This is a genomic window from Streptomyces cadmiisoli (assembly GCF_003261055.1).
In the GTDB taxonomy this organism is placed as follows: domain Bacteria; phylum Actinomycetota; class Actinomycetes; order Streptomycetales; family Streptomycetaceae; genus Streptomyces; species Streptomyces cadmiisoli.
Genome location: NZ_CP030073.1, coordinates 4,658,577 through 4,684,393 on the forward strand (window position 1 = coordinate 4,658,577; position 25,817 = coordinate 4,684,393).

Sequence of the window (25,817 nt, forward strand, 5' to 3'; positions counted from 1 at the left end):
CCGGCGAACCCTCAGACGGTCAGGGGAAGTTGCTGGACCAGCAGCTTTCCGGCCATCGTCACGCCGCCGTCCATCGCGATGGCGAGCCCGTCGGCGTAGACGTGCGGTCCTTCGACCACGGGACCGGAGTTGTCCTCGCCGTCCTCGGAGCCGACCTCGCCCAGCAGATAGGGAATGGGGCTGTGGCCGTGAACGATACGGGTCCCGCCGTACGTATCGAGCAGTGAGCGAACGGCGTCGGCGCCGCCCTCATCGCGGAAGGAGAACCGCTTGGTGAACTTGCGGAAGAGGTCCCAGACCTCGTCCGCGTCGTTACGGGTGAGGGCCTCACGGACGTTGTCGTTGACGGCTTCGATGGAGTCGCCGTAGTCGAGGTAGGCGGTGGTGTCGGAGTGGACGAGCAGATGGCCGTCCGTCTCGGTCAGCGCGTCGAGGCGGGCCATCCACTGGAGGTGGTGGTCCTGGAGGCGGTCCATGTCGGTCTTCTGGCCGCCGTTGAGCAGCCAGGCCGCCTGGAAGGTGGCGGTGCCCGCGCCCGAGTTGACCGGTGTGTCGCCGAACCGTTTGGCGCCGAGGAGCAGCAGTTCGTGGTTGCCCATCAGCGCCTTGCAGTACCCGCCGGCTGCGGCGGCCTCCGCGGACAGCCGCATCACCAGGTCGATGACGCCGATGCCGTCCGGACCGCGGTCGGTGAAGTCGCCGAGGAACCACAGCCGGGCCGTACCCGCGCACCACTGGCCGGCGGCGTCGATGAGGCCCTTCTCCTGAAGGGCTGCCACCAGTTCGTCCAGGTAGCCGTGCACGTCGCCCACGACGAAGAGGGGTCCGGGCCCGGTGCCGGGCTCCGGGGCGGCGGCGGGTGCCGGGACGCCGGTCGGGTCGACGGTGACCTGCAGTGTGTCACCGCGGTTGATGACGGGCAGGTCGCGTTCGGTGGGGGTGTAGCCCTCCGGGTGGACGACCGGCTCCGTGACGGGGCCGGCGGCCGCGCCGGGATGCGCGCCGGGGACGTACGGACCGGGCTGGTGGACGTACGCGGGCACCCGGAAGTCGCGCAACGTCGCCGTGCGCTCCACCTCGGGTCCCTGACCGGCCCCCTGAGTCATCGACCCCTCCACCATCGCGCCGCGTCTGCACCGCTTCGGACTGCCTGGTCGCAGCGGCCCGCGGTGCCGTGGGCCCATCATAGGAATGCGGATCGCGCTGTGTGATGACCCAGGGGTGGTGAATCGGAGCAAGACTCCAGTTCACCGCGGCATTCGCCCCGATTGGGCAGGGCTTTCCCGCCTTGGCGACCGCGGGGCAGCCCCCCGATTTTTCCGGGTGACCGCCCCGTGCCGCCCTGCCCTTTTCGGGTGATCGGCCCCGGGCCGCCCGCCGGTTGCCGAGTTCGGCGCGAGCGTCCCGGGCCGCCCTTCGGCCCTACCCTTCGTCGGGCGACCGCGGCGGGCTGACCGTGGTGCGTGGCGACCGGCGTTGCGACGAGGTCCGCACGATCAGCTCGGTCGGTATCACCTGCTCGACCGGCTGGTCCGACTCGACTCCTTCGATGGCGTCGATGAGCAACTGGACCACGGCCGTGCCGATCCGCCGCGGCTTGAGGGACAGCGTGGTGATGGGTGGCTCGGTGTTGGCGTACACGGTCGACTCGCTGCAGCAGACCAGCAGCAGATCGTCCGGTACCCGCAGCCGGTAGCGGCGGGCGGCGGCGAGCAGGTCGGTGCCGTTCGGGTCGAACAGTCCGTAGACGGCGTCCGGACGGTCCGGGCGGGCCAGCAGCCGGTCCGCGGCGACGGCGCCCGCGCACGGGTCGTGCGCCGGATAGGCCTCGTAGACCGGGTCCTGGCCGACACGTTCGCACCAGCGCAGGTACGCCGTGGTCGACAGATGTGTGTACGTGTCCGTCGTGGTCCCGGTCAGCAGGCCGATCCGGCGGGCGCCGGCGTCGGCCAGATGATCGAGGATGCCGAGGACGGCGGCCTCGTGGTCGTTGTCCACCCAGGCGGTGACCGGCAGGGAGCCGGCCGGCCGGCCGTCGGAGACGACGGGTAATCCCTGCCGGACCAGTTCGCTGACGACCGGATCCTGGTCGGACGGGTCGATCACGACGGTCCCGTCGAGCGCGACGTTCGACCACACGTCGTGACGGGAGGTCGCGGGGAGGATGACGAGCGCGTAGCCGCGGGCGAGCGCGGCGGAGGTGGCGGCGCGCGCCATCTCCGCGAAGTACGCGAACTCGGTGAAGGTGAAAGGTTCATCCCCGTATGTCGTCACGGTCAGACCGATCAGTCCGGACTTGCCGGTACGGAGGGTGCGGGCGGCGGCCGAGGGGCGGTACCCGAGTCGGTCGGCGACTTCGCGGACATGTCGGCGGGTGGCGTCGGGGAGCCGGCCCTTGCCGTTGAGGGCGTCGGAGACGGTCGTGATGGAGACCCCGGCGGCGGCCGCCACGTCTCTGATGCCCGCCCGGCCCGGCCGGCTGCCCCGACGTGAGGTTTCCGCGCGGCTCACCTGGTGCTTCCCTGCTGCTGTCATGGCGAGCCGATAGTAGGGCTCACGCGGTGGGGTAGTGCGGACGCATATGCATTCGTTGACAGGCACGTTTCTGCAAGGTCATATAGCGTCAAATGCCTTGGAAAACAAGAGAGTTGCATCTTCCTGGTGCAGTACGTGACTTGTCGGCGCGCGCGTGCCTGCCAAGTGGCCGATGTTTCGAAGAGGTCTCAACTCACCTGCACGGGTGATGCGCGCTAGGGCGTGAGCCACCGGCGCATAGATATATGTGCGACGCGCCCCCCGATTCGTGCACCTTCATACGATGATGCCCCTGATGCCTGTGGGACAGATGGGGCTCCTCTGCCGAGACCGAGCGTCGGCCTTCGGCCACGCGTCGGTGGCGTCGGCGGCGCCGGTGGAGAGCGAGGTTGCCCCGCCCCATACGCAGCCGAGCCGAATCCTCTTAAGGTGAGAAGTATTGGAGCCGGCGGCGGTCAGGCCGCCGGTGGTTGTGAGGAGGACTGCGGTGAGCGAGACGAGCCCGAAGCTGCGCGCCGAGTTGGAGGGGATCCCCACCTACAAACCGGGCAGGCCGGCCGCGGCGGGCGGCGCCGTGGCGTACAAGCTGTCCTCCAACGAGAACCCGTATCCGCCGCTGCCCGGAGTGATGGAGGCCGCGACCGCCGCGGCCTCCTCCTTCAACCGCTACCCCGACCTGGCCTGCACGGACCTCATGAACGAGCTGTCCGACAGGTTCGGCGTCCCTCTGGAGCATCTGGCGACCGGGACGGGCTCGGTCGGTGTCACCCAGCAGCTGGTGCAGGCCACCAGCGGGCCCGGTGACGAGGTGATCTACGCGTGGCGCTCCTTCGAGGCGTACCCGATCATCGCTCAGATCAGCGGCGCGAAGTCGGTGCAGGTGCCGCTGACGGCGGGCGCGGTGCACGACCTGGACGCGATGGCCGACGCGATCACGGACCGGACCCGGCTGATCATCGTCTGCAACCCCAACAACCCCACGGGCACGGCCGTGCGGAGGGCCGAGCTGGAGCGGTTCCTCGACCGGGTGCCGAGCGATGTGGTGGTGGCGCTCGACGAGGCCTACTACGAGTTCATCCGTGACCCCGAGGTGCCGAACGGGATCGAGCTGTACCGGGACCGGCCCAACGTGTGCGTGCTGCGTACGTTCTCCAAGGCTTACGGCCTCGCCGGCCTGCGTGTCGGCTTCGCCGTGGCCCACGAGCCGGTGGCGGCGGCGCTGCGCAAGACGGCCGTGCCGTTCGGCGTGAGCCGGATCGCGCAGGACGCGGCGATCGCCTCGCTGCGGGCCGAGGACGAGCTGTTCGGCCGCGTCGGCACGCTGGTCTGTGAGCGCAACCGCGTCGTCGAGGGGCTGCGCGCCCAGGGCTGGACGCTGCCCGACACCCAGGCGAACTTCGTCTGGCTGCCGCTGGGGGAGCGGGCGGCCGCCTTCGCGCAGGCGTGTGAGACGGCGGGCGTCATGGTGCGGCCCTTCCCGGGTGAGGGCGTACGCGTGACGATCGGGGAAACCGAGGCGAACGACGTCGTGCTGAAGGTGGCGGACGCGTTCCTCAAGGAGAGTTAGGCGATCCAGACGGTCTGAGAGATCCACGAGGTCCACGGGAACTACGAGGCCCGGGGGATCTTGGGGACTTCGGGAGCCGCGCGGGCTCGCGAGGTGACACTCGTCACTTCGTGAGCCCGTCCTGTCTGCAGGGCGACGCGAAGGCTGATCGAGGACGCCGTCGTCGGTCCATGAGGTGACCGTGCCGCGAGCGGTGATCTGGTATGCGCCCGTTTCACGTGGAACAACGCTGTTGCCGGGCTGTGGATTCAACGACGTGTTGAAGTGGCCGCCGGGGGCTTGACGGCGTAGGGGACCCCCCTTCGAAGGTCGAAAACCGGTGCGTCATAATTGCTTGTGAATGTGAACGCGTTCACAAGCGTGTCCCGGTTGCTCCCGTCCTGTGTGTGGCAAAAGGGGCAGATTGCCGCAGTGTCCACGGCGACGTAAGGAGAGACGACGTGGAATTGGCCTTGGCTCCGGAAACTCTGGCGCGCTGGCAGTTCGGCATCACCACCGTCTACCACTTCCTGTTCGTCCCCCTGACGATCTCGCTGGCCGCCCTGACGGCGGGCCTGCAGACCGCCTGGGTCCGCACGGAGAAGGAGAAGTACCTCAAGGCGACCAAGTTCTGGGGCAAGCTGTTCCTGATCAACATCGCCATGGGTGTCGTGACCGGCATCGTGCAGGAGTTCCAGTTCGGCATGAACTGGTCGGACTACTCCCGCTTCGTCGGTGACGTCTTCGGTGCTCCTCTCGCCTTCGAGGCGCTCATCGCCTTCTTCTTCGAGTCCACCTTCATCGGCCTGTGGATCTTCGGCTGGGACAAGCTGCCGAAGAAGATCCATCTGGCCTGCATCTGGATGGTCTCGATCGGCACGCTGCTGTCGGCGTACTTCATCCTCGCGGCCAACTCCTGGATGCAGCACCCCGTCGGGTACCGCATCAACGAGGAGAAGGGCCGTGCCGAACTGACCGACTTCTGGCTGGTCCTGACCCAGAACACCACGCTCAACCAGGTCTTCCACAGCTTCTCCGCGGCCTTCCTGACGGGCGGCGCCTTCATGGTGGGCATCGCCGCCTTCCATCTGATGCGCAAGAAGCACATCCCGGTGATGCGGACCTCGCTCCGGCTCGGTCTGGTCACCCTGGCGGTCGGCGGTCTGTTCACCGCGGTCAGCGGCGACACCCTCGGCAAGGTCATGTACGAGCAGCAGCCGATGAAGATGGCCGCGGCAGAGGCGCTGTGGGAGGGCGAGAGCCCGGCGCCCTTCTCCGTGTTCGCCTACGGGGACGTCGACAAGGGGCACAACAAGGTCGCGCTGGAGATACCGGGTCTGCTGTCCTTCCTGGCCCACAGCGACTTCGAGTCGTACGTGCCCGGCATCAACGACACCAATGAGGCCCTCCAGGAGAAGTTCGGCCCCGGTGACTACAAGCCCATCGTCCCGGTCGCCTACTGGGGCTTCCGCTGGATGATCGGCTTCGGCATGGCGTCGTTCAGCGTCGGCCTGCTGGGGCTCTGGCTGACCCGCAAGAGGTTCCTGCTGCCGTCCGCCCTGCGCACCGGGGAGGACGAGGTCCCCCATCTGGTGCTGCTGAGGAAGCCGCTCGGGTCGAGGTTCAGCCGGCTGTACTGGCTTCTGGCGCTCTGGACGATGGCCTTCCCGCTGATCGCCAACGCCTGGGGCTGGATCTTCACCGAGATGGGCCGCCAGCCGTGGGTCGTCTACGGCGTGATGCAGACCCGCGACGCGGTCTCCCCCGGTGTCTCCCAGGCCGAGATCCTCACCTCGATGATTGCCTTCACCAACCTGTACGCCGTCCTCGCCGTGATCGAGGTCAAGCTGCTCGTGAAGTACGTGAAGGCCGGCCCGCCCGAACTCACCGAGGCCGACCTCAACCCGCCCACGAAGATCGGCGGCGACCTCCGTGACGCCGACAAGCCGATGGCCTTCTCCTACTAGGCCGAGGGAGCTGCACAGTCATGGAACTGCACGACGTCTGGTTCGTCCTGATCGCCGTCCTGTGGACCGGCTACTTCTTCCTCGAAGGCTTCGACTTCGGGGTGGGCGTCCTCACCAAACTGCTCGCCCGCAACCGGCCCGAGAAGCGGGTTCTGATCAACACGATCGGCCCGGTCTGGGACGGCAACGAGGTGTGGCTGCTCTCGGCCGGCGGCGCGACCTTCGCCGCCTTCCCCGAGTGGTACGCCACGCTCTTCTCGGGCTTCTATCTGCCCCTGCTGCTGATTCTGCTGTGCCTGATCGTGCGCGGGGTCGCCTTCGAGTACCGAGCCAAGCGGCCCGAGGAGAACTGGCAGCGCAACTGGGAGCACGCGATCTTCTGGTGCTCGCTGATCCCGGCGTTCCTGTGGGGTGTGGCGTTCGGCAACATCGTCCGGGGCGTGAAGATCGACCAGGACTTCGAGTACGTCGGAAGCCTCTGGGAGCTGCTCAACCCCTACGCGCTGCTCGGCGGTCTTGTGACGCTGACCCTCTTCACCTTCCACGGTGCGGTGTTCACGGCCCTCAAGACCGTGGGGGAGATCCGCGAGCGGGCACGGAAGCTGGCGCTGCGAGTCGGCCTCCTTGCGACGGCGCTGGCCGTGCTCTTCCTGCTGTGGACCCAGGTCGACAGCGGGGACGGCAAGAGCCTGATCGCCATGGTCGTGGCGGCCGCCGCCCTGGTCGCGGCACTGCTGGCGAACCAGGCCGGGCGGGAGGGCTGGTCGTTCGCACTGTCCGGCATCACGATCGTGGCCGCTGTGGCGATGCTGTTCCTGTCGCTCTTCCCGAACGTCATGCCGTCCTCGCTCAACGCGGAGTGGAGCCTGACGGTCAGCAACGCCTCGTCGACGCCGTACACCTTGAAGATCATGACCTGGTGCGCCGGTGTCGCCACGCCGATCGTCCTGCTCTACCAGTCCTGGACCTACTGGGTGTTCCGCAAGCGGATCGGAACGCAGCACATCGCCGCGGGCGCGTCCGCCGGATCAGCGCACTGAGTCCGACAGGGGCATGTTTCACGTGAAACATGCCCCTTGAGACCAGTTCAGGTCCCTTCAAGCCTCTTGAGAAGAGGGTGTGTTTCACGTGAAACCGATCGACCCGCGACTGCTCCGATACGCCCGCGCCACACGGTTCTTCCTGGTGGCGGTCGTCGGCCTGGGTGCCGTTGGTTCCGGGTTGGTCATCGCGCAGGCGATGCTCATCGCCGAGACGGTGGTCGGAGCGTTCCAGCACGGAATGTCCGTCACCGAACTGCGCACACCGCTGCTGTTGCTGGTGGTCGTGGCCTGCGGGCGGGCACTGGTCTCCTGGCTGACCGAACTCGCCGCTCACCGGGCGAGCGCGGCGGTGAAGTCCGAGCTTCGGTTGCGGCTGCTGGAGCATGCCGCCCGCCTGGGTCCCGGATGGCTGAGCGGACAGCGCACCGGCTCGCTGGTCGCCCTGGCCACTCGCGGTGTTGATGCCCTGGACGACTACTTCTCGCGCTATCTGCCGCAGCTGGGTCTCGCGGTCGTCGTGCCGGTGGCGGTACTCGCCCGGATCGTCACCGAGGACTGGGTGTCCGCCGCCATCATCGTGGGCACGCTGCCGCTCATTCCCGTCTTCATGATGCTGATCGGCTGGGCCACGCAGTCCCGCATGGACCGTCAGTGGCGACTGCTGTCGCAGTTGTCGGGGCACTTCCTGGACGTGGTCGCCGGGCTGCCGACCCTGAAGGTGTTCGGACGCGCCAAGGCCCAGGCCGAGTCGATCAAGCGCATCACCGGTGAGTACCGGCAGGCGACGATGCGGACGCTGCGGATCGCGTTCCTGTCCTCGTTCGCGTTGGAGTTGCTCGCCACCATCTCCGTCGCGCTGGTCGCGGTGACCATCGGTATGCGCCTCGTTCACGGCGAGATGGATCTGTACATCGGGCTCGTCATCCTGATCCTCGCGCCGGAGGCGTATCTGCCGCTGCGACAGGTGGGCGCGCAGTACCACGCGGCGGCCGAGGGGCTGGCGGCAGCCGAGGAGATCTTCGCGGTGCTGGAGACACCGGCACCTGAGTCGGGCACCGGCGCCGTGCGTGAGGGTGCTCTGGACTTCGAGGGCGTGACCGTCCGCTATCCGGGGCGTGGCGACGACGCGGTGTCCGACGTCAGCTTCACGGTCGAGCCGGGGGAGACGGTCGCGCTGGTCGGACCGAGCGGTGTGGGCAAGACGACACTGCTGAACGTGCTGCTCGGGTTTGTGCGGCCCACCGGGGGGCGGGTGCGGATCGGGGGAGTCGATCTCTCCGAGGTGGATCTGGAGCAGTGGCGGTCGCGGATCGCATGGGTGCCGCAGCGGCCGCACCTGTTCGCCGGGACGATCGCGGAGAACGTGCGACTCGCCCTTCCCGGCGCGGACGACGACGCGGTGCGGCGGGCGCTGGAGGACGCCGGCGCGCTCACGTTCGTGGCCGCCCTCCCCCACGGTGTCGAGACGGTGCTCGGCGAGGACGGGGCCGGACTGTCCGCCGGGCAGCGGCAGCGCATCGCACTGGCCCGCGCCTTCCTCGCCGACCGGCCCGTCCTGCTGCTCGACGAACCGACCGCGGCGCTCGACGGAGCGACCGAGGACGAGGTTGTCGAGGCGGTACGGCGCCTCTCGGCGGGCCGCACCGTGCTCGTCGTGGTGCACCGGCCGGCACTGCTGGACGTCGCGGACCGGGTGGTGCGGCTGGCCGAGGCCCCTCTGACGGCAGAGGTGGCACCCGAAGGCTCTGCGCTCGGCGCGCACCGGATCGAATCCGTTCCGACCCTCGGGCGCGGGGCGTCCGGCGTGCACCTGATCGAACCCGTTCCGGCACCTGAGCGCTCAGCTTCCGGTGCGCACCCCGTCGAAACCTCCTCGGCACCTGAGACGGGCGAGCACACGAAGGCCGCCGAACCCGCGGCGCACGGCGGTGGTGTTCTGGCTCGTGTCCGCGCCATGTCCGGTGCCCGCCGCGGCCGGCTCGCTCTCGCCCTGCTGCTCGGCAGTCTGGCGCTCGGCAGTGCCGTCGGGCTCATGGCCACCTCCGGCTGGCTCATCTCGCGGGCCTCGCAACAGCCGCCCGTGCTCTATTTGATGGTCGCCGTGACGGCCACGCGTGCCTTCGGTATCGGTCGGGCCGTGTTCCGGTACGCGGAGCGGCTGGTGTCGCACGACGCCGTGCTGCTGATGCTGGCCGACACCCGCGTCGCCGTGTACCGCCGGCTCGAGCGGCTCGCCCCCGCCGGCCTGCGCCGGGCCCGCCGGGGCGACCTGCTCTCGCGGCTCGTCTCCGACGTGGACGCCCTCCAGGACTACTGGCTGCGCTGGCTCCTCCCCGCCGGCTCCGCGGTCGTCGTCTGCGCGGCCTCGGTCGGCTTCACCGCGTGGCTGCTGCCCGAGGCGGGGGCGGTGCTCGCGGTCGGTCTGCTCGCGGCCGGGGCGGGCGTCCCCCTGGTCACCGGCGCCGTGGCGCGTCGGGCGGAGCGCAGGCTGGCCCCGGCCCGCGGAGCGCTCGCGACGCGGGTGACCGACCTGCTCACCGGCACCGCAGAACTGACCGTCGCCGGTGCGCTGCCCGCCCGTACCGCCGAGACCCGGCGGGCCGACGCGGCGCTCACCGGGATCGCCTCGCGCGCCGCCACCGCCACCGCGCTCGGTGACGGGCTCACCGCGCTCGTCTCCGGAGTGACCGTGGCCGCCGCCGCGCTGGTGGGGGTCGAGGCCGTCGCCGCCGGTCGGCTGAACGGGCTCCTGCTGGCCGTGGTCGTCCTCACCCCGCTGGCCGCCTTCGAGGCCGTGCTCGGGATGCCGCTCGCCGTGCAGTTCCGCCAGCGGGTGCGCCGAAGTGCCGAACGGGTCCACGAGGTTCTGGACGCCCCCGAACCCGTCCGCGAACCCGAGCGGCCCCGTCAGGCGCCCGCCTCGCCGTTCCCGCTCGTCCTCAAGGGCGCGGCGGCCCGGTACGCGGGACAGGACCGGGACGCGCTCGCGGGAGTGGACCTGACGCTGGAGAAGGGGCGCCGCGTCGCGGTCGTCGGACCTTCCGGCGCCGGCAAGACGACCCTGGCGCAGGTTCTGCTGCGCTTCCTGGACGCGGACGCCGGCTCGTACACCCTGGGCGGCGTGGACGCGTACGCCCTGGACAGCGACGACGTGCGGCGGGTCGTCGGGCTGTGCGCGCAGGACGCGCACCTGTTCGACAGCTCGGTGCGCGAGAACCTGCTCCTCGCGAAACGGGACGCGACGGAGGACGAGTTGCGGGACGCGCTCGCGCGGGCCCGGCTGCTCGACTGGGCCGACGGACTGCCCGAGGGCCTGGACACCGCCGTCGGCGAGTACGGTGCGCGGCTGTCCGGCGGGCAGCGGCAGCGGCTCGCGCTGGCCCGGGCGCTGCTGGCCGACTTCCCCGTCCTGGTCCTGGACGAGCCCGCCGAGCACCTGGACCTGCCCACCGCCGACGCGCTCACCGCGGATCTGCTGGCCGCGACGGAAGGCCGTACGACGGTGCTCATCACGCACCGGCTGGCCGGTCTGGAAGCCGTCGACGAGGTGATCGTGCTGGACCAGGGGCGGGTGGCGCAGCGCGGTTCGTACGCGGAGCTGGCCGGGGCGGACGGCCCGCTGCGGGCACTGGCCGCGCGGGAGGCGGAGTCGGAGCTGCTGGTCGGGGTGCGGTAGGACGGCCGTGGAGCACCTCGTCGCGTCCGACCCGGCGTCAGATGTGTTCCACGGCAACCCCGTTCGGCCGGTGTCGCTGCTCCATCCGGGGCGGTGGGTCCCCCATGCGTACGACTTGAACAGGACCGGGGCGGCCCTCACGGTCCACGATCGCTGGCATGCGCTCGTATCGCCGCTTTCCCCTGCTCGTTCCGGTGCTGTTGTGCGCGCTCGCCGTCCTCGCGGCGCGGCCCACCGAGGAGCCCCGGCACGGCCCGCACCAGGCCGGTGGGGGCGGTGTCGGCGCCGAGGTGGCACGGCTGTACGAGGAAGCGGCCGTGGCGGCTCAGGAGTACGAGGAGGGGCGGCGGGAGGCCGAACTGCAGCGGTCACGCGCCCAGCGGTACGAGGAACTCCTCGAACGCGAGCGGCGGGAGGCTGCGGTGCTGCGGGAGGACCTGGGCCGGATCGCACGGGCCCAGTACCGCACCGGCGGGGACGTCCCCATCACCGCCCGGCTCATCCTCACCGACGATCCCGAGGAACTGATGCACGGTCAGCACGCCGTGTGGCAGGCGGACCTCGCCGTCAACAACGCGATCGGCAAGAGCAGCCGCGCGCAGGCCCGGCTCGCGGAGGACGAGGAGAAGGCCGAAGCCGCGTGGAAGGCGCTGGAGAAACGAAACACCGAACTCGTGGAGCTGAAGCAGAGGATCGAGCGGAAGCTCGAACGCGCGCGCGGGCGGTTGCAGGGGCAGGCGAACGACTCCGCCGCCGCGGGCACCTGTCGAGGTGCCGTCCGCCTCGACCGGCCGAAGGCGGTCAGGGTGTCCCTGCCTCCCCCGTGGGTCGCCCCGGTGGAGACGTACGAGATGTCGGCCGAGTTCGGCAGCGGCGGTTCCCACTGGGCGCGACGGCACACCGGGCAGGACTTCGCCGTGCCGATCGGTACGCCCGTGCGGGCGGTCGGCGAGGGCACGGTGATGAAGGTGTCGTGCGGGGGCGCTTTCGGAATCCAGATCCTGATCGCCCACCCCGAGGGCTACTACACGCACTACGCGCATCTCGCCTCGGTCGCCGTCGACCAGGGCGACCGGGTGGGCCCGGGACAGTGGATCGGGCAGGCGGGCACGACCGGCAACTCGACCGGCCCTCATCTGCACTTCGAGGTACGGGTCACGCCGCAGCTGGGGTCCGGTGTGGACCCGGTGCCGTGGCTGGCGGCACGTGGGGTACACCTGTGACCGGACGGGACCAACCGTACGACCGGGGCGGCCGAGGAGTCCGTCGGTGACCGGGCGCGACCAGCCCCATGTCCGACGCGCCCGTGCGGTGCGCCCGTGACCGGGCACCCGGCCGGGGTGCCCGTGGGAGCGCCGGCTACATCTGCTCCGCGAGCATCCGCTCGATCACGACCGCCACACCGTCGTCGTTGTTGGCGACCGTGCGTCCGGACGCCGCGGCGACGACGTCCGGGTGCGCGTTGCCCATGGCGTACGACTGCCCGGCCCAGGTGAGCATCTCGACATCGTTCGGCATGTCGCCGAAGGCGACGACCTGCTCGTGCGAGATGCCCCGTTCCGCACAGCACAGGGCGAGCGTGCTGGCTTTGGACACACCCGGCCCGCTGATCTCCAGCAGAGCGCTGGGGCTGGAGCGGGTGACGTTCGCGCGCTCACCGATGGCCAGGCGGGCCAGCGTGAGGAAGCCGTCCGGGTCCATCTCGGGGTGGAACGCGAGGATCTTCAGCACCGGCTCACCCGCGCCGGGGGCGTCCGGCGCCAGGAGTTCCTCGGCCGGTGCGAGCCCGTCCGGGGTCTCCATGTGGAGCTTCGGGTAGCCGGGCTCCTGGTAGAAGCCGTAGGTCTGCTCCACGGCGTACACCGTGCCCGGCGCCGCGTCGCGCAGCAGGCGGACGGCGTCCAGGGCGTTGTCCCGGGCCAGCTCGCGGACCTTCACGAACCGGTGGGTGCCGGGGCCGCCGTGCAGGTCGACCACCGCGGCCCCGTTGCCGCAGATCGCCAGGCCGTGCCCGTGGACATGCTCGCTGACGACGTCCATCCAGCGGGCCGGGCGGCCGGTGACGAAGAAGACCTCGATACCCGCCTCCTCCGCGGCGGCGAGAGCGGCCACGGTGCGTGGGGACACCGATTTGTCGTCGCGCAGCAGCGTGCCGTCGAGGTCGGTGGCGATCAGCCGGGGCGGAACCGCGGCCGCCGGGGTCGCGGGCTGTCGAGTCGCTGAGGTCACCGGGCCATTCTCGCGCATATGCCTGCACGGTCGTGCGGCGGTCCGCACAGGTGAGTGGAAACCGCCCTCACCTGCGCGTTCTTCGCCGGTACGTGCCCCGCTCGTGCGTCACGCACGTGTGAACGGTGTTCCCCGGCGGGACGCAGTCGCCGTCGCGCCCCGCCCCGCCATGGGCTCGCGTCCGCGGACGTGTCACGCCAACCGCGCCGGGGCTTCCATGGCGGGGACGCGATCGCGCCCCGCCCCGCCATCGGCTCGCGCCCGCCGACCCGTCACGCCAACTGCGCCGGGGCCTCCATGGCGATCTGCTCGAAGACCTTCTGTTCCGCGGCGAAGTCCGAGTCGGGGATGGGCCAGTGGATCACCAGCTCCGTGAAGCCGAGTTCCTTGTGCCGGCCCGCGAAGTCCACGAACGCGTCGAGGGACTGGAGCGGCCGGCCGCGGTCGGGGGTGAACCCGGTGAGCAGGATCCTGTCCAGCGTGGCGGCGTCGCGGCCGATGTCGGCGCATGCGTCGGCCAGGCGTTCGGCCTGCCCGCGAAGGGCCTGCACCGACTGTTCGGGCGTGCCGTTCTCGTACAGCCTGGGGTCGCCGGTCGTCACCCACGCCTGTCCGTAGCGGGCCGCGAGCCGCAGCCCGCGCGGACCGGTGGCGGCCACCGCGAAGGGCAGCCGGGGGCGCTGTACACACCCCGGGATGTTGCGCGCCTCGTGCGCCGAGTAGAAGTTGCCCTCGTAGGACACCGAGTCCTCGGTCAGCAGGCGGTCCAGCAGAGGCACGAACTCGCCGAACCGGTCGGCACGCTCACGTGGCGTCCAGGCCTCCTGCCCCAGAGCGGTGGCGTCGAAGCCGGTGCCGCCCGCGCCGATGCCGAGCGTGATCCGTCCGCCGGAGACGTCGTCCAGGGAGACGAGTTCCTTGGCGAGGGTCACCGGGTGCCGGAAGTTCGGGGAGGTGACCAGGGTGCCCAGGCGCATCCGGTCGGTGACGGCGGCCGCGGCGGCCAGCGTCGGCACCGCACCGAACCACGGGCCGTCACGGAACGTCCGCCAGGACAGGTGGTCGTAGGTGTACGCGGTGTGGAACCCGAGCTGTTCCGCTCGCTGCCAGCCCGACCGGCCGCCCTCGTGCCAGCGGAGATACGGGAGGATGACGGTGCTCAGGCGCAGACTCATGCCATCGAGACTATGTGGCCCCGTGGGTTTCACGTGAAACGCTCACCGTACGCGCCCACTCAGCCACGGCGTGAGGACGATCATCGGGATCCATTCCTTGTGGGTGCGGTCTCCCGGCAGTGGCACGACCAGACGGTGGCCGGGCGGGAAGCGGTGGGCCGTGACGTGCGCGAGGCCGCTGAACAGGGAGCGCACGAAGTCGGGGACGTCGTCGCGCGGGATGTCGTGGAACTCCACACCCTCGACGGTGACCAGCGCGTCGTCCTCCGGATACAGCCGCACACCGACCACGGGCACGCCACCGAAGTCGACGAACGCCTCATGGGGCAGTGATCCGTCCGGGTCGGCGACCACACCGACACCCGCGGCGGTGCGGCGGGAGGTCTGGTCCGCGCCGATGTCGTGGGTGACCTCGATCTCGCGGGCGTATTCCTCGGCGATGGCGCGAAGGGCCGTGACCGCTGCCTCGGTGGTGGGGAGGTGGTCCATGCCAAGGATCATGCAGGGTCAGTGCGACTCGGGGAAGCGCAGGTACCGCGGTGGCACGCCCTGCGTCAGCCACACGCCGTTGGCGCTGACCCGGAAGACATGGCCGTCGTCGTACATGGCGCCCGCGTCCACCGCCAGGACGACGGGCCGGCCCCGGCGGGCGCCGACGCGGGTGGCGGTCTCCCGGTCGGCCGAGAGGTGCACGTCGTGGCGGGTCATGGGTCTGAGCCCCTCGGCGCGGATCGCGTCCAGGTTGCGGGCCACGGTGCCGTGGTAGAGGTACGGCGGCGGGGCCGCCTCGGGCAGTCCGAGGTCCACCTCGACGGTGTGTCCCTGGCTGGCGCGGATCCGGGTGCCGTCGATCGCGAACCGCCTCTTGTCGTTGTGGGCGACCACGTGGTCGAGTTCTTCCCGGGTGAACCGGAACCCGTGTGCGGCCGCCGCCGCGATCAGGGTGTCGATCTCCACCCAGCCTGCCTCGTCCAGCACGAGGCCGATGCGCTCGGGCTGGTGGCGCAGGTGCTTCGCGATGTACTTCGACACCTTCACGGTGCGTCTGTCGTCCATCCCACCAGCGTGCCGGGCGAGACATGGATCACGCACATGATTTTGTACGGAATGTTTGATCCACAACCAACTGGAGTTATCCACAGGGGATTTGGCGAGGCTGTGGACAACTACCCGGTGTTATTTGTCCTCTTCATCAATAAATCTTCCATTCATACGCGTTCCGGTAAGGCGGTCCAAGCTCCGTGCCCGCACCTCCCGTTCCGCGGCGAGCGCGATGAACTCGGCGGAGTGCTCTTCCCCGACCGCCGCCTCGACGGCCCGCATTGTGTTGACCGGCAGGCGCACCAGCCTCGTCCCGTCGGTGCCCGCGTCCCCGGTGCGGGCCCCGAGGTGCCGGCGCAGGTTCCGCGAGGCCAACAGGCGCATCGCACGGGCCAGTTCGGCGTCCACGGTGTGCCGGGCCAGCGGACGCAGCCGGCGTACCAATGAGGCCGCCTCGGCGGCGTCCGCGTCGCTCGGCGGGTGCGGTCCGCCGAGGTAGCGGGCGAATACGTACTCGTCGGTGAACTCCAGGAAACGGGCGGCGATGTGCTCCACCTGCGCCCTCAACTCCCGTAGATGCCCGGAGATCGCGGACAGCGGCACCCCGGCCGCATGCAACTCCACGGCCACGGCCAGCTCTTGAGGGCTGGGCACGACGAACACGTCGGGGTCCCCGGGCACCGGCTCCAGTACCCCGAGTTCGACGGCCTGGGCGATCGCCGCGTCGTCCGGTGCGCCGCCGAAGCGTTCGGCGAGCCCGGCGCGGGAGATCCGGGACGGTTCCTCGTCGGTCCACGGTCCGTCCACCTCGGCGGCCAGGCCGAGGACCCCGCCGAGCCCGCGCCCGGTGTCATGGGCCTCCAGGAGCTCCTTGATGGACGCCAGGGTGTATCCGCGGTCCAGCAGGTCGGCGATCTGGCGCAGTCGGGTGAGATGCGTGTCGGTGTAGAAGCCCGCGCGGCCGCGCCGCTCCGGGCGGGGCAGGACGCCCCGGTCCTGGTAGGCGCGGATGGTGCGGACGGTGGTGCCGGTGAGGTGGGCGAGGTCCTCGATGCGGTAGGCGGCGGGCGGCGGCTCACTCATCGCCCGGCCCCGTTCACAACGGCGGTTCCATCCGCGCGACCGCCCGCGACGCGCCCGGCAGGAACCGGGACAGCAGACGGGCACCGCGTGCCTCCGGGGTCACCGGGACCACCGCCGCGTTGCGGACCACCGCCTTCAGGACGGCGTCGGCCACCTTCTCCGGCGGGTAGTTGCGCAGCCCGTACATGCGCGCGGACTTCTTCCGGCGCCGTTTCTCCTCCTCCGCGTCCACGCCCGTGAACCGAGCCGTGGACGTGATGTCGGTGTTGACGAAGCCTGGGCAGATCGCCGTCACACCGATGCCCCGCCCGGCGAGCTCGGCGCGCAGGCACTCGCTCAGCATCAGCACGGCCGCCTTGGAAGTGCTGTACGCGGGCAGCGCCTTGGACGGCTGGTACGCCGCCGCCGAGGCGATGTTGACGATGTGGCCGCCCTGCCCGCGCGCCGCCATCTGCCGGCCGAACAGCCGGCATCCGTGGATCACGCCCCAGAGATTGACGTCGAGGACCTTGCGCCAGTCCTCCGGGGTGGTGTCCAGGAAGGAGCCGGACAGCCCGATCCCGGCGTTGTTCACCAGGACGTCGACCACGCCGTACTCCGTGGCGACCTTCTCCGCCAGCTTCTCCATCGCCTGCCCGTCGGACACGTCGACGACCTCCGGCCAGGCGGACGGGGACCCGATCAGCCGGGACATCTGAGCCGTACGGGCCGCCGACTCCGCGTTCCGGTCCGCGGCGATCACGCGGGCGCCCGCCTCGGCGAACGCGAACGCCGTGGCGCGCCCGATGCCGCTGCCCGCGCCCGTCACCAGCACGAGTTGCCCGGCGAACCGGTCGGCGTACCGGCCGGTCGCCTCGATCACCTGTCGGCCTCCCTCGTTGGCGAGCACGAACTCCTCGATCCAGGCGGCCAGTCGATCCGGCCGGGTGCGCGGCACCCAGTGCTTGGCGGGCAGTGTGCGGCGCGTCAACCGCGGCGCCCAGACGTCGAGTTCGTCGTAGAGCCGCTCGGAGAGGAACGCGTCGTCGACGGGCGTGATCAGCTGCACGGGCGCGTGCGCGTACGCGTCGGTGCGGGGCCTGGCCAGCCGGCGGCGGATGTTGTCCCGGTACAGCCAGGCGCCGTTCGCCGCGTCCATGGGCAGCGACGAGGTCGGGTAGTCGCCGGCCGGGACCTTCTCGACCCGCCGGAGGATGCCCGGCCAGCGCCTGCCCAGGGGCCCGCGCCAGGCCAGTTCGGGCAGCACGGGCGTGTGCAGCAGGTACACGTACCAGGACTTGGCGCCCTGTCCGAGGAGCTGGCCGACCCGGCGCGGGGTGGGGCGCCTGACGCGCTGCTTGATCCAGTGGCCGAAGTGGTCCAGGGACGGTCCGGACATCGAGGTGAAGGACGCGATGCGGCCCTCGGTGCGCTTGACGGTCACGAACTCCCAGGACTGCACGGAACCCCAGTCGTGGCCCACGAGGTGCACCGGCCGGTCCGGACTGACCGCGTCCGCGACGGCGAGGAAGTCGTCCGTCAGCTTCTCCAGCGTGAACCCGCCGCGCAACGGCCGCGGAGCCGTCGACCGGCCGTGCCCCCGGACGTCGTACAGCACGACGTGGAAGCGGTCGGCGAGGCGGGCGGCCACCTCGGACCACACCTCCTTGCTGTCCGGGTAGCCGTGCACCAGCACGACCGTCGGCTGCTCGGGGTCCCCGAGCTCGGCCACGCACAGCTCGACCCCGCCGGTGGACACCCGGCGCTCCCGCGCACCGCTCAGCACCGTCACTTCTCCTCCGCCCAGCGCCGCACGTGTGGCAGATCGTCGTCCAGCCAGAACGCGCTCTCCGCGGGATCCCCGGAGTCGGTGACGACCAGGATCTCCTCGAACTTCGCGCCGGTGCCCCGGAACCCGAGGTGCGGTTCGACCGCCCACAGACCCGGTCGCGGCGGATGGTCTGAGAAGCGGTACGGCGACCACAGCGGTGACCATCCCTCGCGGTGACCGTGCAGCGCATCGGAGGCCAGCCCCTTCAAGGACCGCGTGCCGAACCCGAACAGCCGCGGTGACCAGCGGCGCTCGCGCACCCGGTCGACCTTGTGGGCGATCACTCCGAAGGGGTACGCGCGATGACGGTTGGCACAGCCCTGGCGGACCATGAGGCGGTCCACGTCCTCGTAGATCTCGCGCAGCGGGCGGCGCTCGCGCACCTCGCGCAGGATCAGCTCGCGGTGTGCTTCCAGGTCGGCCATCAGCCGGTCGTGCACGGGGTTGATGCCGAGAGAGCCGGAATAGCCGATGTCCGCCGTGTGGCCCTGGAACACCGGCGCCATGTCGAGGATGAACGGCATTCCCGGCTCCAGCCGCCGATTCGTCGGGAAGAACTGCAACGGGACGCGGAAGTCCACGAACGCGGTGCGGTCGCCGAACCAGGCGAAAGGCAGATGGAACCAGTCCCGCACACCGCGCTCGCGCAGCCACGCGCGTTGCATCCGTGCCGCCTCACGCTCGGTCACGCCCGGCTTCAGCTGGGCCGCGACCGCCTCCGCGCACTCGTAGGCGAGACGCTGCACCCTGCGGAACCCGCGCAGCTCCGCAGCGCGTTCACCGGTCGCTGCCGTAGTCATGCCACCCCGTCCCACTGGTCGCGGTACGTGCTCGTAACTTGACATCGGTGAATGTGACAGTTGTTAGAGGCCGCGTCAATAGGGCCGCCTCCCGGCTGTGGACAACCGCGCCGACGCGGACGACCGGGTGCGCGCCCTCGGACCTCAGGGGGACCCTCAGGGTCCCGTACGCCTGGAGTCTGATACCAAGACGGCTCTCGGGTCTGACGACGTCCGCGGCCCGTGTCACTACTGTCGACGTCGTGACTGTGATCGCGACCGAAAGCCTGAGCAAGCGGTTCCCCCGGGTGACCGCGCTTGACCGGCTCTCCGTGGACGTCGGGCCCGGTGTGACCGGACTCGTCGGAGCCAACGGAGCCGGCAAGTCCACACTGATCAAGATCCTGCTGGGTCTGTCCCCCGCCACCGAGGGCCGCGCCGAAGTGCTCGGACTCGACGTCGCCACCAAGGGCGCCGCCATCCGCGAGCGCGTGGGGTACATGCCGGAGCACGACTGCCTGCCGCCGGACGTCTCGGCCACCGAGTTCGTCGTCCACATGGCGCGCATGTCCGGCCTGCCGCCCACCGCCGCGCGCGAGCGCACCGCGGACACGCTGCGCCACGTCGGCCTCTACGAGGAGCGGTACCGCCCCATCGGCGGCTACTCGACCGGCATGAAGCAGCGCGTCAAGCTCGCGCAGGCCCTGGTCCACGACCCGCAGCTGGTCTTCCTGGACGAGCCGACCAACGGCCTGGACCCGGTCGGCCGTGACGAGATGCTCGGCCTGATCCGCCGCATCCACACCGACTTCGGCATCTCGGTCCTGGTCACCTCGCACCTGCTCGGTGAGCTGGAGCGCACCTGTGACCACGTCGTCGTCGTCGACGGCGGCAAGCTCCTGCGGTCCAGCTCCACCCGGGACTTCACACAGAGCACCACGACCATCGCCATCGAGGTCACCGACAGCGACGAGCACCCGGACGGCACGCAGGCGATGCGTGAGGCGCTCCACGCGCGCGGGGTGACCGTCGACTCGGGCAGCGGCCTGCCCGGCGCCGGACACATCCTGCTGCTCACCGCGGCGGGCGAGGACACCTACGACCTGGTCCGCGACACCGTCGCCGACCTGGGCCTCGGCCTGGTGCGCATGGAGCAGCGCCGGCACCACATCTCGGAGGTCTTCACCACCGACACGGACACCGGCACGGACACGGACACCGACGAGCAGCGGAAGGAGGCGGTGGGCCATGGCAGTTGAGCAGCCCCTGCGGACACCGGCACCCCCGACGGGCGACCAGACCCGCATCCACAACATCGGCTACCGCTCCTACGACGGCCCCCGCCTGGGCCGCGCCTACGCCCGCCGATCCCTCTACTCGCAGTCCCTGCGCGGCGCCTACGGCCTCGGCCGCTCGGTGAAGTCCAAGGTCCTGCCGATGCTGCTGTTCGTGGTGATGTGCGTGCCCGCGGCCATCATGGTCGCCGTCGCGGTCGCCACGAAGGCCGACGAACTGCCCGTCCAGTACACGCGCTACGCGATCATCATGCAGGCCGTCATCAGCCTGTACATCGCCTCGCAGGCACCCCAGTCCGTCTCGCGCGACCTGCGCTTCAAGACGGTACCGCTGTACTTCTCGCGGCCCATCGAGACGGCCGACTACGTCCGCGCCAAGTACGCGGCGCTGGCCACGGCGATGTTCGTCCTCACCGCCGCGCCGCTCCTCGTCCTCTATGTGGGCGCCCTGCTGGCCGAACTCGACTTCGCCGACCAGACCAAGGGATTCGCGCAGGGACTCGTCTCCGTGGCACTGCTCTCACTGCTCTTCGCCGGAATCGGCCTGGTCATCGCCTCGGTCACGCCCCGCCGCGGCTTCGGCATCGCGGCCGTGATCGCCGTGCTGACCATCAGCTACGGCGCGGTCTCCACGCTCCAGGCCATCGCCGAGGTGCAGAACAGCTCCGGGGCCGTCCCGTGGATCGGCCTGTTCTCCCCGATCACGCTCGTCGACGGGGTGCAGTCCGCCTTCCTCGGCGCCGACTCGGCGTTCCCCGGAGGCGTCGGCCCGACGAACGCCGAAGGCCTGGTCTACGTCCTGGTCGCCCTGGGCCTGATCGCCGCCGCCTACGCCCTTCTGCTGCGCCGCTACCGAAAGGCGGGCCTGTGACCACGCTCTCCATCGACCACGTCTCCCGCTGGTTCGGCAACGTGGTCGCCGTCAACGACATCACCATGACGATCGGCCCCGGCGTCACCGGCCTGCTCGGCCCGAACGGCGCCGGAAAGTCCACCCTCATCAACATGATGGGCGGCTTCCTGGCCCCCTCCACGGGCACGGTCACCCTCGACGGGCAGCAGGTCTGGCGCAACGAGAAGATCTACCGGCACATCGGCGTCGTCCCCGAGCGCGAGGCCATGTACGACTTCCTCACCGGCCGCGAGTTCGTCGTCGCCAACGCCGAACTGCACGGCCTCGGCGCCAGGGCGGCCCAGAAGGCCCTCGCCACGGTCGAGATGGAGTACGCCCAGGACCGGAAGATCGCCACGTACTCCAAGGGCATGCGCCAGCGCGTGAAGATGGCGTCCGCGCTGGTCCACGAGCCGTCGCTGCTCCTGCTGGACGAGCCCTTCAACGGGATGGACCCGCGCCAGCGCATGCAGTTGATGGACCTGCTGCGGCGCATGGGCGACGAGGGCCGCACCGTGCTGTTCTCGTCGCACATCCTCGAAGAGGTGGAGCAGCTCGCCTGGCACATCGAGGTCGTCGTCGCCGGTCGGCACGCGGCCAGCGGCGACTTCCGCAAGATCCGCCGTCTGATGACCGACCGGCCGCACCGCTATCTGGTGCGCTCCAGCGACGACCGCGCCCTCGCGGCGGCGCTGATCGCCGACCCGTCGACGGCCGGCATCGAAGTGGATGTCGTCGAGGGCGCGCTGCGCATCCAGGCGGTCGACTTCGGCCGCTTCACGGCCCTGCTGCCACGCGTCGCCCGGGACCAGGGCATTCGTCTGCTGACGGTCTCGCCGTCCGACGAGTCGCTCGAGTCCGTGTTCTCGTATCTGGTCGCGGCGTAGGAGGCCGAAGATGTACGACCCCACAGTCGCCCGGCTCACTTATCGGGCCCTGCTCGGCCGGCGCCGGGCCCTCATCCTCGGCGCGCTGCCCCTGCTGCTGATCGCCATCTCCGTGGTGGTGCGGGCCCTCGCCGGCGCCGACGACCAGACCGCGGCCGACCTGCTGGGCGGGCTGGCGCTCGCCACGATGGTGCCGATCATCGGCGTCATCGCGGGAACGGGCGCGATCGGCCCGGAGATCGACGACGGCTCGGTGGTGTACCTGCTGTCCAAGCCGGTGAAGCGGCCCACGATCATCTTCACCAAGCTGATCGTCGCCATCGCGGTGACCATGGTCTTCTCGGCCGTGCCCACGTTCATCGCCGGTCTGATCCTGAACGGCAACGGCCAGCAGATCGCCGTCGCCTACACGGTGGCGGCCCTGGTCGCCTCCATCGCCTACGCGGCCCTGTTCCTGCTGCTCGGCACGGTGTCCCGGCACGCGGTCGTCTTCGGCCTCGTCTACGCACTCGTCTGGGAGGCCCTGTTCGGCTCCCTCGTGGCCGGGGCGCGCACGCTGAGCGTCCAGCAGTGGTCGCTGGCGGTGGCTCACCGGGTCGGCGAGGGCGACCTGGTGACCTCGGACGTCGGGCTCCCGACCGCAACGGTACTGCTGGTGGCGGTCACGGTGCTCGCCACCTGGTACGCCGGGCAGAAGCTGCGGTCGCTGACGCTCGCCGGGGAGGAGTGACGGCGGTACGGACGTGAAGCCCCCGCTTTGACGGGGGCTTCATCTCCGCCCGGGCACACTGGGCGAACGGGCACGAACGGTTGGGAGGAACGGGGATGGCAGGGCAGCAGCCGAAGAGCGACGACGACCGCGATCCCGCCGGGCACGACGCCTGGGACGAGGTGGTCCTGGACGAGGAGTTCGTACAGGCCGCCGACACGTCCGAGCCGTCCGCGCGGGCCCGCATGCTGGCCGAACGCTGGCGGCGGGAGGAGCCCGAGCCGCAGCCGTGGCGCTCCGACGAACCGCCCGCCGGCTGGTTCTTCAGCAAGGCGCGTCGCCGCAGGTGGCGCCGCCGCTGACCGCCGTCCGCCGCCAGTAATTCGGTGGCGTCCAACTCCTCGCCCCGGCACAGTGGTTGTGTTCACGACGTCGGATCGAGCCGACGCCATGTTCGGGGAGAGGAGTCGGGCGATGCCCATGCACGGCAGTACGCCCGGTTCCCGGCAGGGCAGCCCGCGGCGGGCTCCGGAGTAGCCCCAACGCTCCGTCGAGTCCGTCCCGCACGGGGGGCGCCCGGGGCGGCCGCTTCGAGCACGCGACGCACTCGCGTGGGCCGCCCACCCGGAGGATTGGCCGAGTGGTAAGGCACTGGCTTGCTAAGCCAAGGTCGGGTCTGAAAGCCCGCGCACGTTCGATTCGTGCATCCTCCGCGACACGCTGTACCGATAGACCCTGAGCCGCGACTCGCGGTACTGAAAGGCCTTGTGCCGCGACACGCTGTACCGATAGACCCTGAGCCGCGACTCGCGGTGCCGATAGACCCTGAGCCGCGACTCGCGGTACTGAAAGGCCTTGTGCCGCGACTCGCGGTGCCGAAAGATCTTGAGCCGCGACACGCGGTACCGGAACACGCCGCGGCGACCCGGACGGTCCGTCCGGGTCGCGAAGGGCTACGCCCCCTGCGCCAGCAACCGCTCCAGGACCACGGCGATTCCGTCCTCCTCGTTGGAGGCCGTCACCTCGTCCGCCACCGCCTTGAGTTCCTCATGGGCGTTGGCCATGGCCACGGCGCGGCCCGCCCAGGCGAACATCGGTATGTCGTTCGGCATGTCGCCGAAGGCGATGGTGTCCGCCGCCTTCACCCCGAGACGGCGGGCGGCCAGCGACAGCCCCGTGGCCTTGGACAGCCCGAGGGGGAGGAGCTCGACGATGCCGTGGCCGGCCATGGTGACGCCGACGAAGCCGCCCGCGGTCCGCGCGGCGACATCGGCCAGCTCGTCGTCCGACAGCGTCGGGTGCTGGACGTAGATCTTGTTCAGCGGTGCCGACCACAGGTCCGCCGCGTCCGTGAACGGCGTCGCGGGGAGGCTGCCGTGCAGCGCGTACCCGGGGCCGACGAGCACTTCGCCGTCCAGCCCGTCGCGGCTGGCCGCGAGGAACAGCGGACCGACCTCCGCCTCGATCTTGGCCAGCGCCACCCCGGCCAGCTGCCGGTCCAGGGTCACGGACGTCAGCAGGCGGTGCGCGCCGGCGTCGTAGACCTGGGCGCCCTGGCCGCAGACGGCGAGGCCCTGGTAGCCGAGGTCGTCGAGGATGTGGCGGGTCCAGGGGACCGCGCGTCCGGTGACGACGATGTGGGCGGCGCCCGCCGCGGTGGCCGCGGCGAGCGCGTCACGGGTACGCCGGGAGACCGATTCGTCGGAGCGCAGCAGCGTGCCGTCGAGGTCGGTCGCGATCAGCTTGTACGGGAAGGTTCCAGCCGGGGCCGTGCTCACTTGGCCACCGGCTCCAGGACCTCTCGGCCGCCGAGGTACGGACGCAGCACCTCGGGAACCCGCACGGAGCCGTCGGCCTGCTGGTGGTTCTCCAGGATCGCCACGATCGTGCGCGGGACGGCGCACAGCGTGCCGTTCAGCGTGGCCAGCGGCTTGACCTGCTTGCCTTCGCGGACGCGGATCTGGAGGCGGCGGGACTGGAACTCGGTGCAGTCCGACGTGGAGGTCAGCTCGCGGTACTTGCCCTGTGTCGGGATCCACGCCTCGCAGTCGAACTTGCGCGAGGCCGAGGCACCGAGGTCACCGGAGGCGACGTCGATCACGCGGAACGGCAGCTCCAGCGCGGTCAGCCACTGCTTCTCCCAGTCCAGCAGGCGCTGGTGCTCGGCCTGCGAGTCCTCGGGAGCGACGTACGAGAACATCTCGACCTTGTCGAACTGGTGGACGCGGAAGATGCCCCGGGTGTCCTTGCCGTGCGAACCGGCCTCGCGGCGGAAGCAGGGCGAGAAGCCCGCGTAGCGCAGCGGCAGTCGCTCGGCGTCGATGATCTCGTCCATGTGGTACGCGGCGAGGGCGACCTCGGAGGTGCCGACGAGGTACAGGTCGTCCTTGTCGAGGTGGTAGACGTCCTGCGAGGCCTGGCCGAGGAAGCCGGTGCCCGCCATGGACTGGGGGCGCACCAGGGCCGGGGTGAGCATGGGTGTGAAGCCGGCGGCCGTGGCCTGGGCCATCGCCGCGTTCACCAGGGCCAGCTCCAGGAGGGCGCCGACGCCGGTGAGGAAGTAGAAGCGGGAGCCGGAGACCTTCGCGCCGCGCTCGACGTCGATGGCGCCGAGCAGCTGGCCGAGTGCCAGGTGGTCCTTGGGCTCGAAGCCCTCGGCGGTGAAGTCGCGGATCTCGCCGTGCGTCTCCAGGGTGACGAAGTCCTCCTCGCCGCCGACCGGGACGTCGGTGTGCACGAGGTTGCCGAGCTGGAGGAGCAGCTGCTGCGTCTCGGCGTCGGCGGCGTCACGCTCGGCGTCCGCCGCCTTGACGTCCGCCTTGAGCTGCTCGGCACGCTTCAGCAGCTCGGTCTTCTCGTCCGCGGAGGCCTTGGGGATCAGCTTGCCGAGCCCCTTCTGCTCGGCGCGCAGTTCGTCGAAGCGGACGCCGGACGACCTGCGCCGCTCGTCGGCGGACAGGAGAGCGTCGACGAGCGCGACGTCCTCTCCACGGGCGCGCTGGGAGGCACGCACACGGTCGGGGTCCTCACGGAGCAGGCGAAGGTCAATCACGGGCTCAAGGCTACCGGTGCGGGGTGAGAGCCCACGACTCACTATTCCGAAGTGCGGCCTACGTTCCGTTATGCGTCAATTGCCGGTCGTGTCAATAA

General features: G+C 70.5%; 21 protein-coding genes and 1 tRNA gene. 11 read left to right on the forward strand and 11 right to left on the reverse strand.

The window, feature by feature from the left end; translation table 11 throughout:
* Positions 1–11: 11 nt before the first annotated feature.
* Together DN051_RS20050 and DN051_RS20055 are read right to left on the reverse strand one after the other, a co-directional pair.
* Positions 12–1,121: a metallophosphoesterase gene (locus DN051_RS20050; protein ID WP_107093936.1), complete on the reverse strand. Its 1,110-nt coding sequence runs from the start codon at positions 1,119–1,121 to the stop codon at positions 12–14.
* A 301-nt stretch (positions 1,122–1,422) separates the two neighbouring features.
* Entirely contained in the window at positions 1,423–2,535 is a 1,113-nt protein-coding gene (locus DN051_RS20055; RefSeq protein ID WP_053759327.1) for a LacI family DNA-binding transcriptional regulator, read from the reverse strand.
* A 487-nt stretch (positions 2,536–3,022) separates the two neighbouring features.
* Between DN051_RS20055 and hisC the strand changes: the two genes are divergently transcribed.
* The 5 genes from hisC (at position 3,023) to DN051_RS20080 (ending at position 11,990) form a co-directional block, all read left to right on the forward strand.
* Positions 3,023–4,102: a histidinol-phosphate transaminase gene (gene hisC, locus DN051_RS20060; protein WP_053759328.1), complete on the forward strand. Its 1,080-nt coding sequence runs from the start codon at positions 3,023–3,025 to the stop codon at positions 4,100–4,102.
* A 440-nt stretch (positions 4,103–4,542) separates the two neighbouring features.
* Positions 4,543–6,048, forward strand: a complete 1,506-nt coding sequence (locus DN051_RS20065; RefSeq protein ID WP_112439222.1) for a cytochrome ubiquinol oxidase subunit I — start codon at positions 4,543–4,545, stop codon at positions 6,046–6,048.
* 20 nt (positions 6,049–6,068) lie between these two features.
* A complete protein-coding gene (gene cydB / locus DN051_RS20070) occupies positions 6,069–7,088 on the forward strand; it encodes a cytochrome d ubiquinol oxidase subunit II (protein WP_112439223.1) in 1,020 nt (339 codons plus the stop codon).
* Between the two features lie 88 nt (positions 7,089–7,176).
* Positions 7,177–10,767 (forward strand): thiol reductant ABC exporter subunit CydD, encoded by a 3,591-nt coding sequence (gene cydD, locus DN051_RS20075; protein WP_112439224.1) that lies wholly within the window; start codon positions 7,177–7,179, stop codon positions 10,765–10,767.
* Between the two features lie 158 nt (positions 10,768–10,925).
* Complete coding sequence (locus DN051_RS20080) at positions 10,926–11,990, forward strand: M23 family metallopeptidase (protein ID WP_053759331.1); 1,065 nt, start codon at positions 10,926–10,928, stop codon at positions 11,988–11,990.
* A gap of 136 nt (positions 11,991–12,126) precedes the next feature.
* Here DN051_RS20080 and DN051_RS20085 read toward each other — a convergent pair whose 3' ends face one another.
* The 7 genes from DN051_RS20085 to DN051_RS20115 all read right to left on the reverse strand — a co-directional run bounded on the left by DN051_RS20085 (position 12,127) and on the right by DN051_RS20115 (position 18,905).
* On the reverse strand, positions 12,127–13,014 hold the full coding sequence (locus DN051_RS20085) for an HAD hydrolase family protein (RefSeq protein WP_199314622.1): 888 nt from the start codon (positions 13,012–13,014) through the stop codon (positions 12,127–12,129).
* A gap of 254 nt (positions 13,015–13,268) precedes the next feature.
* The gene (locus DN051_RS20090; RefSeq protein WP_053759332.1) at positions 13,269–14,171 is read right to left on the reverse strand and encodes an LLM class flavin-dependent oxidoreductase; all 903 of its coding nucleotides are present in this window, start codon (positions 14,169–14,171) and stop codon (positions 13,269–13,271) included.
* 42 nt (positions 14,172–14,213) lie between these two features.
* Positions 14,214–14,672, reverse strand: coding sequence for a hypothetical protein (locus DN051_RS20095; protein ID WP_053759333.1), 459 nt, complete (start codon positions 14,670–14,672; stop codon positions 14,214–14,216).
* 6 nt (positions 14,673–14,678) lie between these two features.
* Positions 14,679–15,227 carry an RNA 2'-phosphotransferase gene (locus DN051_RS20100; RefSeq protein ID WP_053759334.1) on the reverse strand — a complete coding sequence of 183 codons (549 nt, stop codon included), beginning with the start codon at positions 15,225–15,227 and terminating at the stop codon, positions 14,679–14,681.
* 120 nt (positions 15,228–15,347) lie between these two features.
* A complete protein-coding gene (locus DN051_RS20105) occupies positions 15,348–16,295 on the reverse strand; it encodes a MerR family transcriptional regulator (protein ID WP_112439225.1) in 948 nt (315 codons plus the stop codon).
* Between the two features lie 13 nt (positions 16,296–16,308).
* On the reverse strand, positions 16,309–18,066 hold the full coding sequence (locus tag DN051_RS20110; RefSeq protein ID WP_112439226.1) for an SDR family oxidoreductase: 1,758 nt from the start codon (positions 18,064–18,066) through the stop codon (positions 16,309–16,311).
* A complete protein-coding gene (locus tag DN051_RS20115) occupies positions 18,063–18,905 on the reverse strand; it encodes a M24 family metallopeptidase (RefSeq protein WP_112439227.1) in 843 nt (280 codons plus the stop codon). Before DN051_RS20115 ends, DN051_RS20110 begins: the two co-directional genes overlap by 4 nt.
* A gap of 248 nt (positions 18,906–19,153) precedes the next feature.
* Here DN051_RS20115 and DN051_RS20120 point away from each other — a divergent pair, with 248 nt between their 5' ends.
* From DN051_RS20120 to DN051_RS20145, 6 genes are all read left to right on the forward strand, one after another.
* Positions 19,154–20,143, forward strand: a complete 990-nt coding sequence (locus DN051_RS20120; RefSeq protein ID WP_053759427.1) for an ABC transporter ATP-binding protein — start codon at positions 19,154–19,156, stop codon at positions 20,141–20,143.
* Positions 20,133–21,050 (forward strand): ABC transporter permease, encoded by a 918-nt coding sequence (locus tag DN051_RS20125; protein WP_053759338.1) that lies wholly within the window; start codon positions 20,133–20,135, stop codon positions 21,048–21,050. The genes DN051_RS20120 and DN051_RS20125 overlap by 11 nt, the downstream gene beginning before the upstream one ends.
* Positions 21,047–21,958 carry an ABC transporter ATP-binding protein gene (locus DN051_RS20130; protein ID WP_053759339.1) on the forward strand — a complete coding sequence of 304 codons (912 nt, stop codon included), beginning with the start codon at positions 21,047–21,049 and terminating at the stop codon, positions 21,956–21,958. Before DN051_RS20125 ends, DN051_RS20130 begins: the two co-directional genes overlap by 4 nt.
* Positions 21,959–21,968: 10 nt before the next feature.
* Positions 21,969–22,688 carry an ABC transporter permease subunit gene (locus tag DN051_RS20135; RefSeq protein ID WP_053759340.1) on the forward strand — a complete coding sequence of 240 codons (720 nt, stop codon included), beginning with the start codon at positions 21,969–21,971 and terminating at the stop codon, positions 22,686–22,688.
* Between the two features lie 95 nt (positions 22,689–22,783).
* Positions 22,784–23,029 (forward strand): SGM_3592 family protein, encoded by a 246-nt coding sequence (locus DN051_RS20140; protein WP_053759341.1) that lies wholly within the window; start codon positions 22,784–22,786, stop codon positions 23,027–23,029.
* A gap of 264 nt (positions 23,030–23,293) precedes the next feature.
* Positions 23,294–23,380, forward strand: a tRNA-Ser gene (locus tag DN051_RS20145).
* A 240-nt stretch (positions 23,381–23,620) separates the two neighbouring features.
* Here the strand turns inward: DN051_RS20145 and DN051_RS20150 are convergent.
* Positions 23,621–24,445, reverse strand: coding sequence for an HAD family hydrolase (locus DN051_RS20150; RefSeq protein ID WP_053759342.1), 825 nt, complete (start codon positions 24,443–24,445; stop codon positions 23,621–23,623).
* Positions 24,442–25,719 (reverse strand): serine--tRNA ligase, encoded by a 1,278-nt coding sequence (serS, locus tag DN051_RS20155; protein WP_112439228.1) that lies wholly within the window; start codon positions 25,717–25,719, stop codon positions 24,442–24,444. Before serS ends, DN051_RS20150 begins: the two co-directional genes overlap by 4 nt.
* Positions 25,720–25,817 lie beyond the last annotated feature (98 nt).

Excerpts from the sequence above, each read along its gene's own strand:
- DN051_RS20090 (WP_053759332.1), bottom strand. The coding sequence starts at position 14,171 with ATGAGTCTGCGCCTGAGCACCGTCATCCTCCCGTATCTCCGCTGGCAC.
- DN051_RS20095 (WP_053759333.1), bottom strand. The coding sequence starts at position 14,672 with ATGATCCTTGGCATGGACCACCTCCCCACCACCGAGGCAGCGGTCACG.
- DN051_RS20140 (WP_053759341.1), top strand. The coding sequence starts at position 22,784 with ATGGCAGGGCAGCAGCCGAAGAGCGACGACGACCGCGATCCCGCCGGG.
- DN051_RS20085 (WP_199314622.1), bottom strand. The coding sequence starts at position 13,014 with ATGCGCGAGAATGGCCCGGTGACCTCAGCGACTCGACAGCCCGCGACC.
- DN051_RS20105 (WP_112439225.1), bottom strand. The coding sequence starts at position 16,295 with ATGAGTGAGCCGCCGCCCGCCGCCTACCGCATCGAGGACCTCGCCCAC.
- DN051_RS20080 (WP_053759331.1), top strand. The coding sequence starts at position 10,926 with ATGCGCTCGTATCGCCGCTTTCCCCTGCTCGTTCCGGTGCTGTTGTGC.
- DN051_RS20050 (WP_107093936.1), bottom strand. The coding sequence starts at position 1,121 with ATGGTGGAGGGGTCGATGACTCAGGGGGCCGGTCAGGGACCCGAGGTG.
- DN051_RS20115 (WP_112439227.1), bottom strand. The coding sequence starts at position 18,905 with ATGACTACGGCAGCGACCGGTGAACGCGCTGCGGAGCTGCGCGGGTTC.
- DN051_RS20135 (WP_053759340.1), top strand. The coding sequence starts at position 21,969 with ATGTACGACCCCACAGTCGCCCGGCTCACTTATCGGGCCCTGCTCGGC.
- DN051_RS20055 (WP_053759327.1), bottom strand. The coding sequence starts at position 2,535 with ATGACAGCAGCAGGGAAGCACCAGGTGAGCCGCGCGGAAACCTCACGT.
- DN051_RS20100 (WP_053759334.1), bottom strand. The coding sequence starts at position 15,227 with ATGGACGACAGACGCACCGTGAAGGTGTCGAAGTACATCGCGAAGCAC.
- cydB (WP_112439223.1), top strand. The coding sequence starts at position 6,069 with ATGGAACTGCACGACGTCTGGTTCGTCCTGATCGCCGTCCTGTGGACC.
- DN051_RS20125 (WP_053759338.1), top strand. The coding sequence starts at position 20,133 with ATGGCAGTTGAGCAGCCCCTGCGGACACCGGCACCCCCGACGGGCGAC.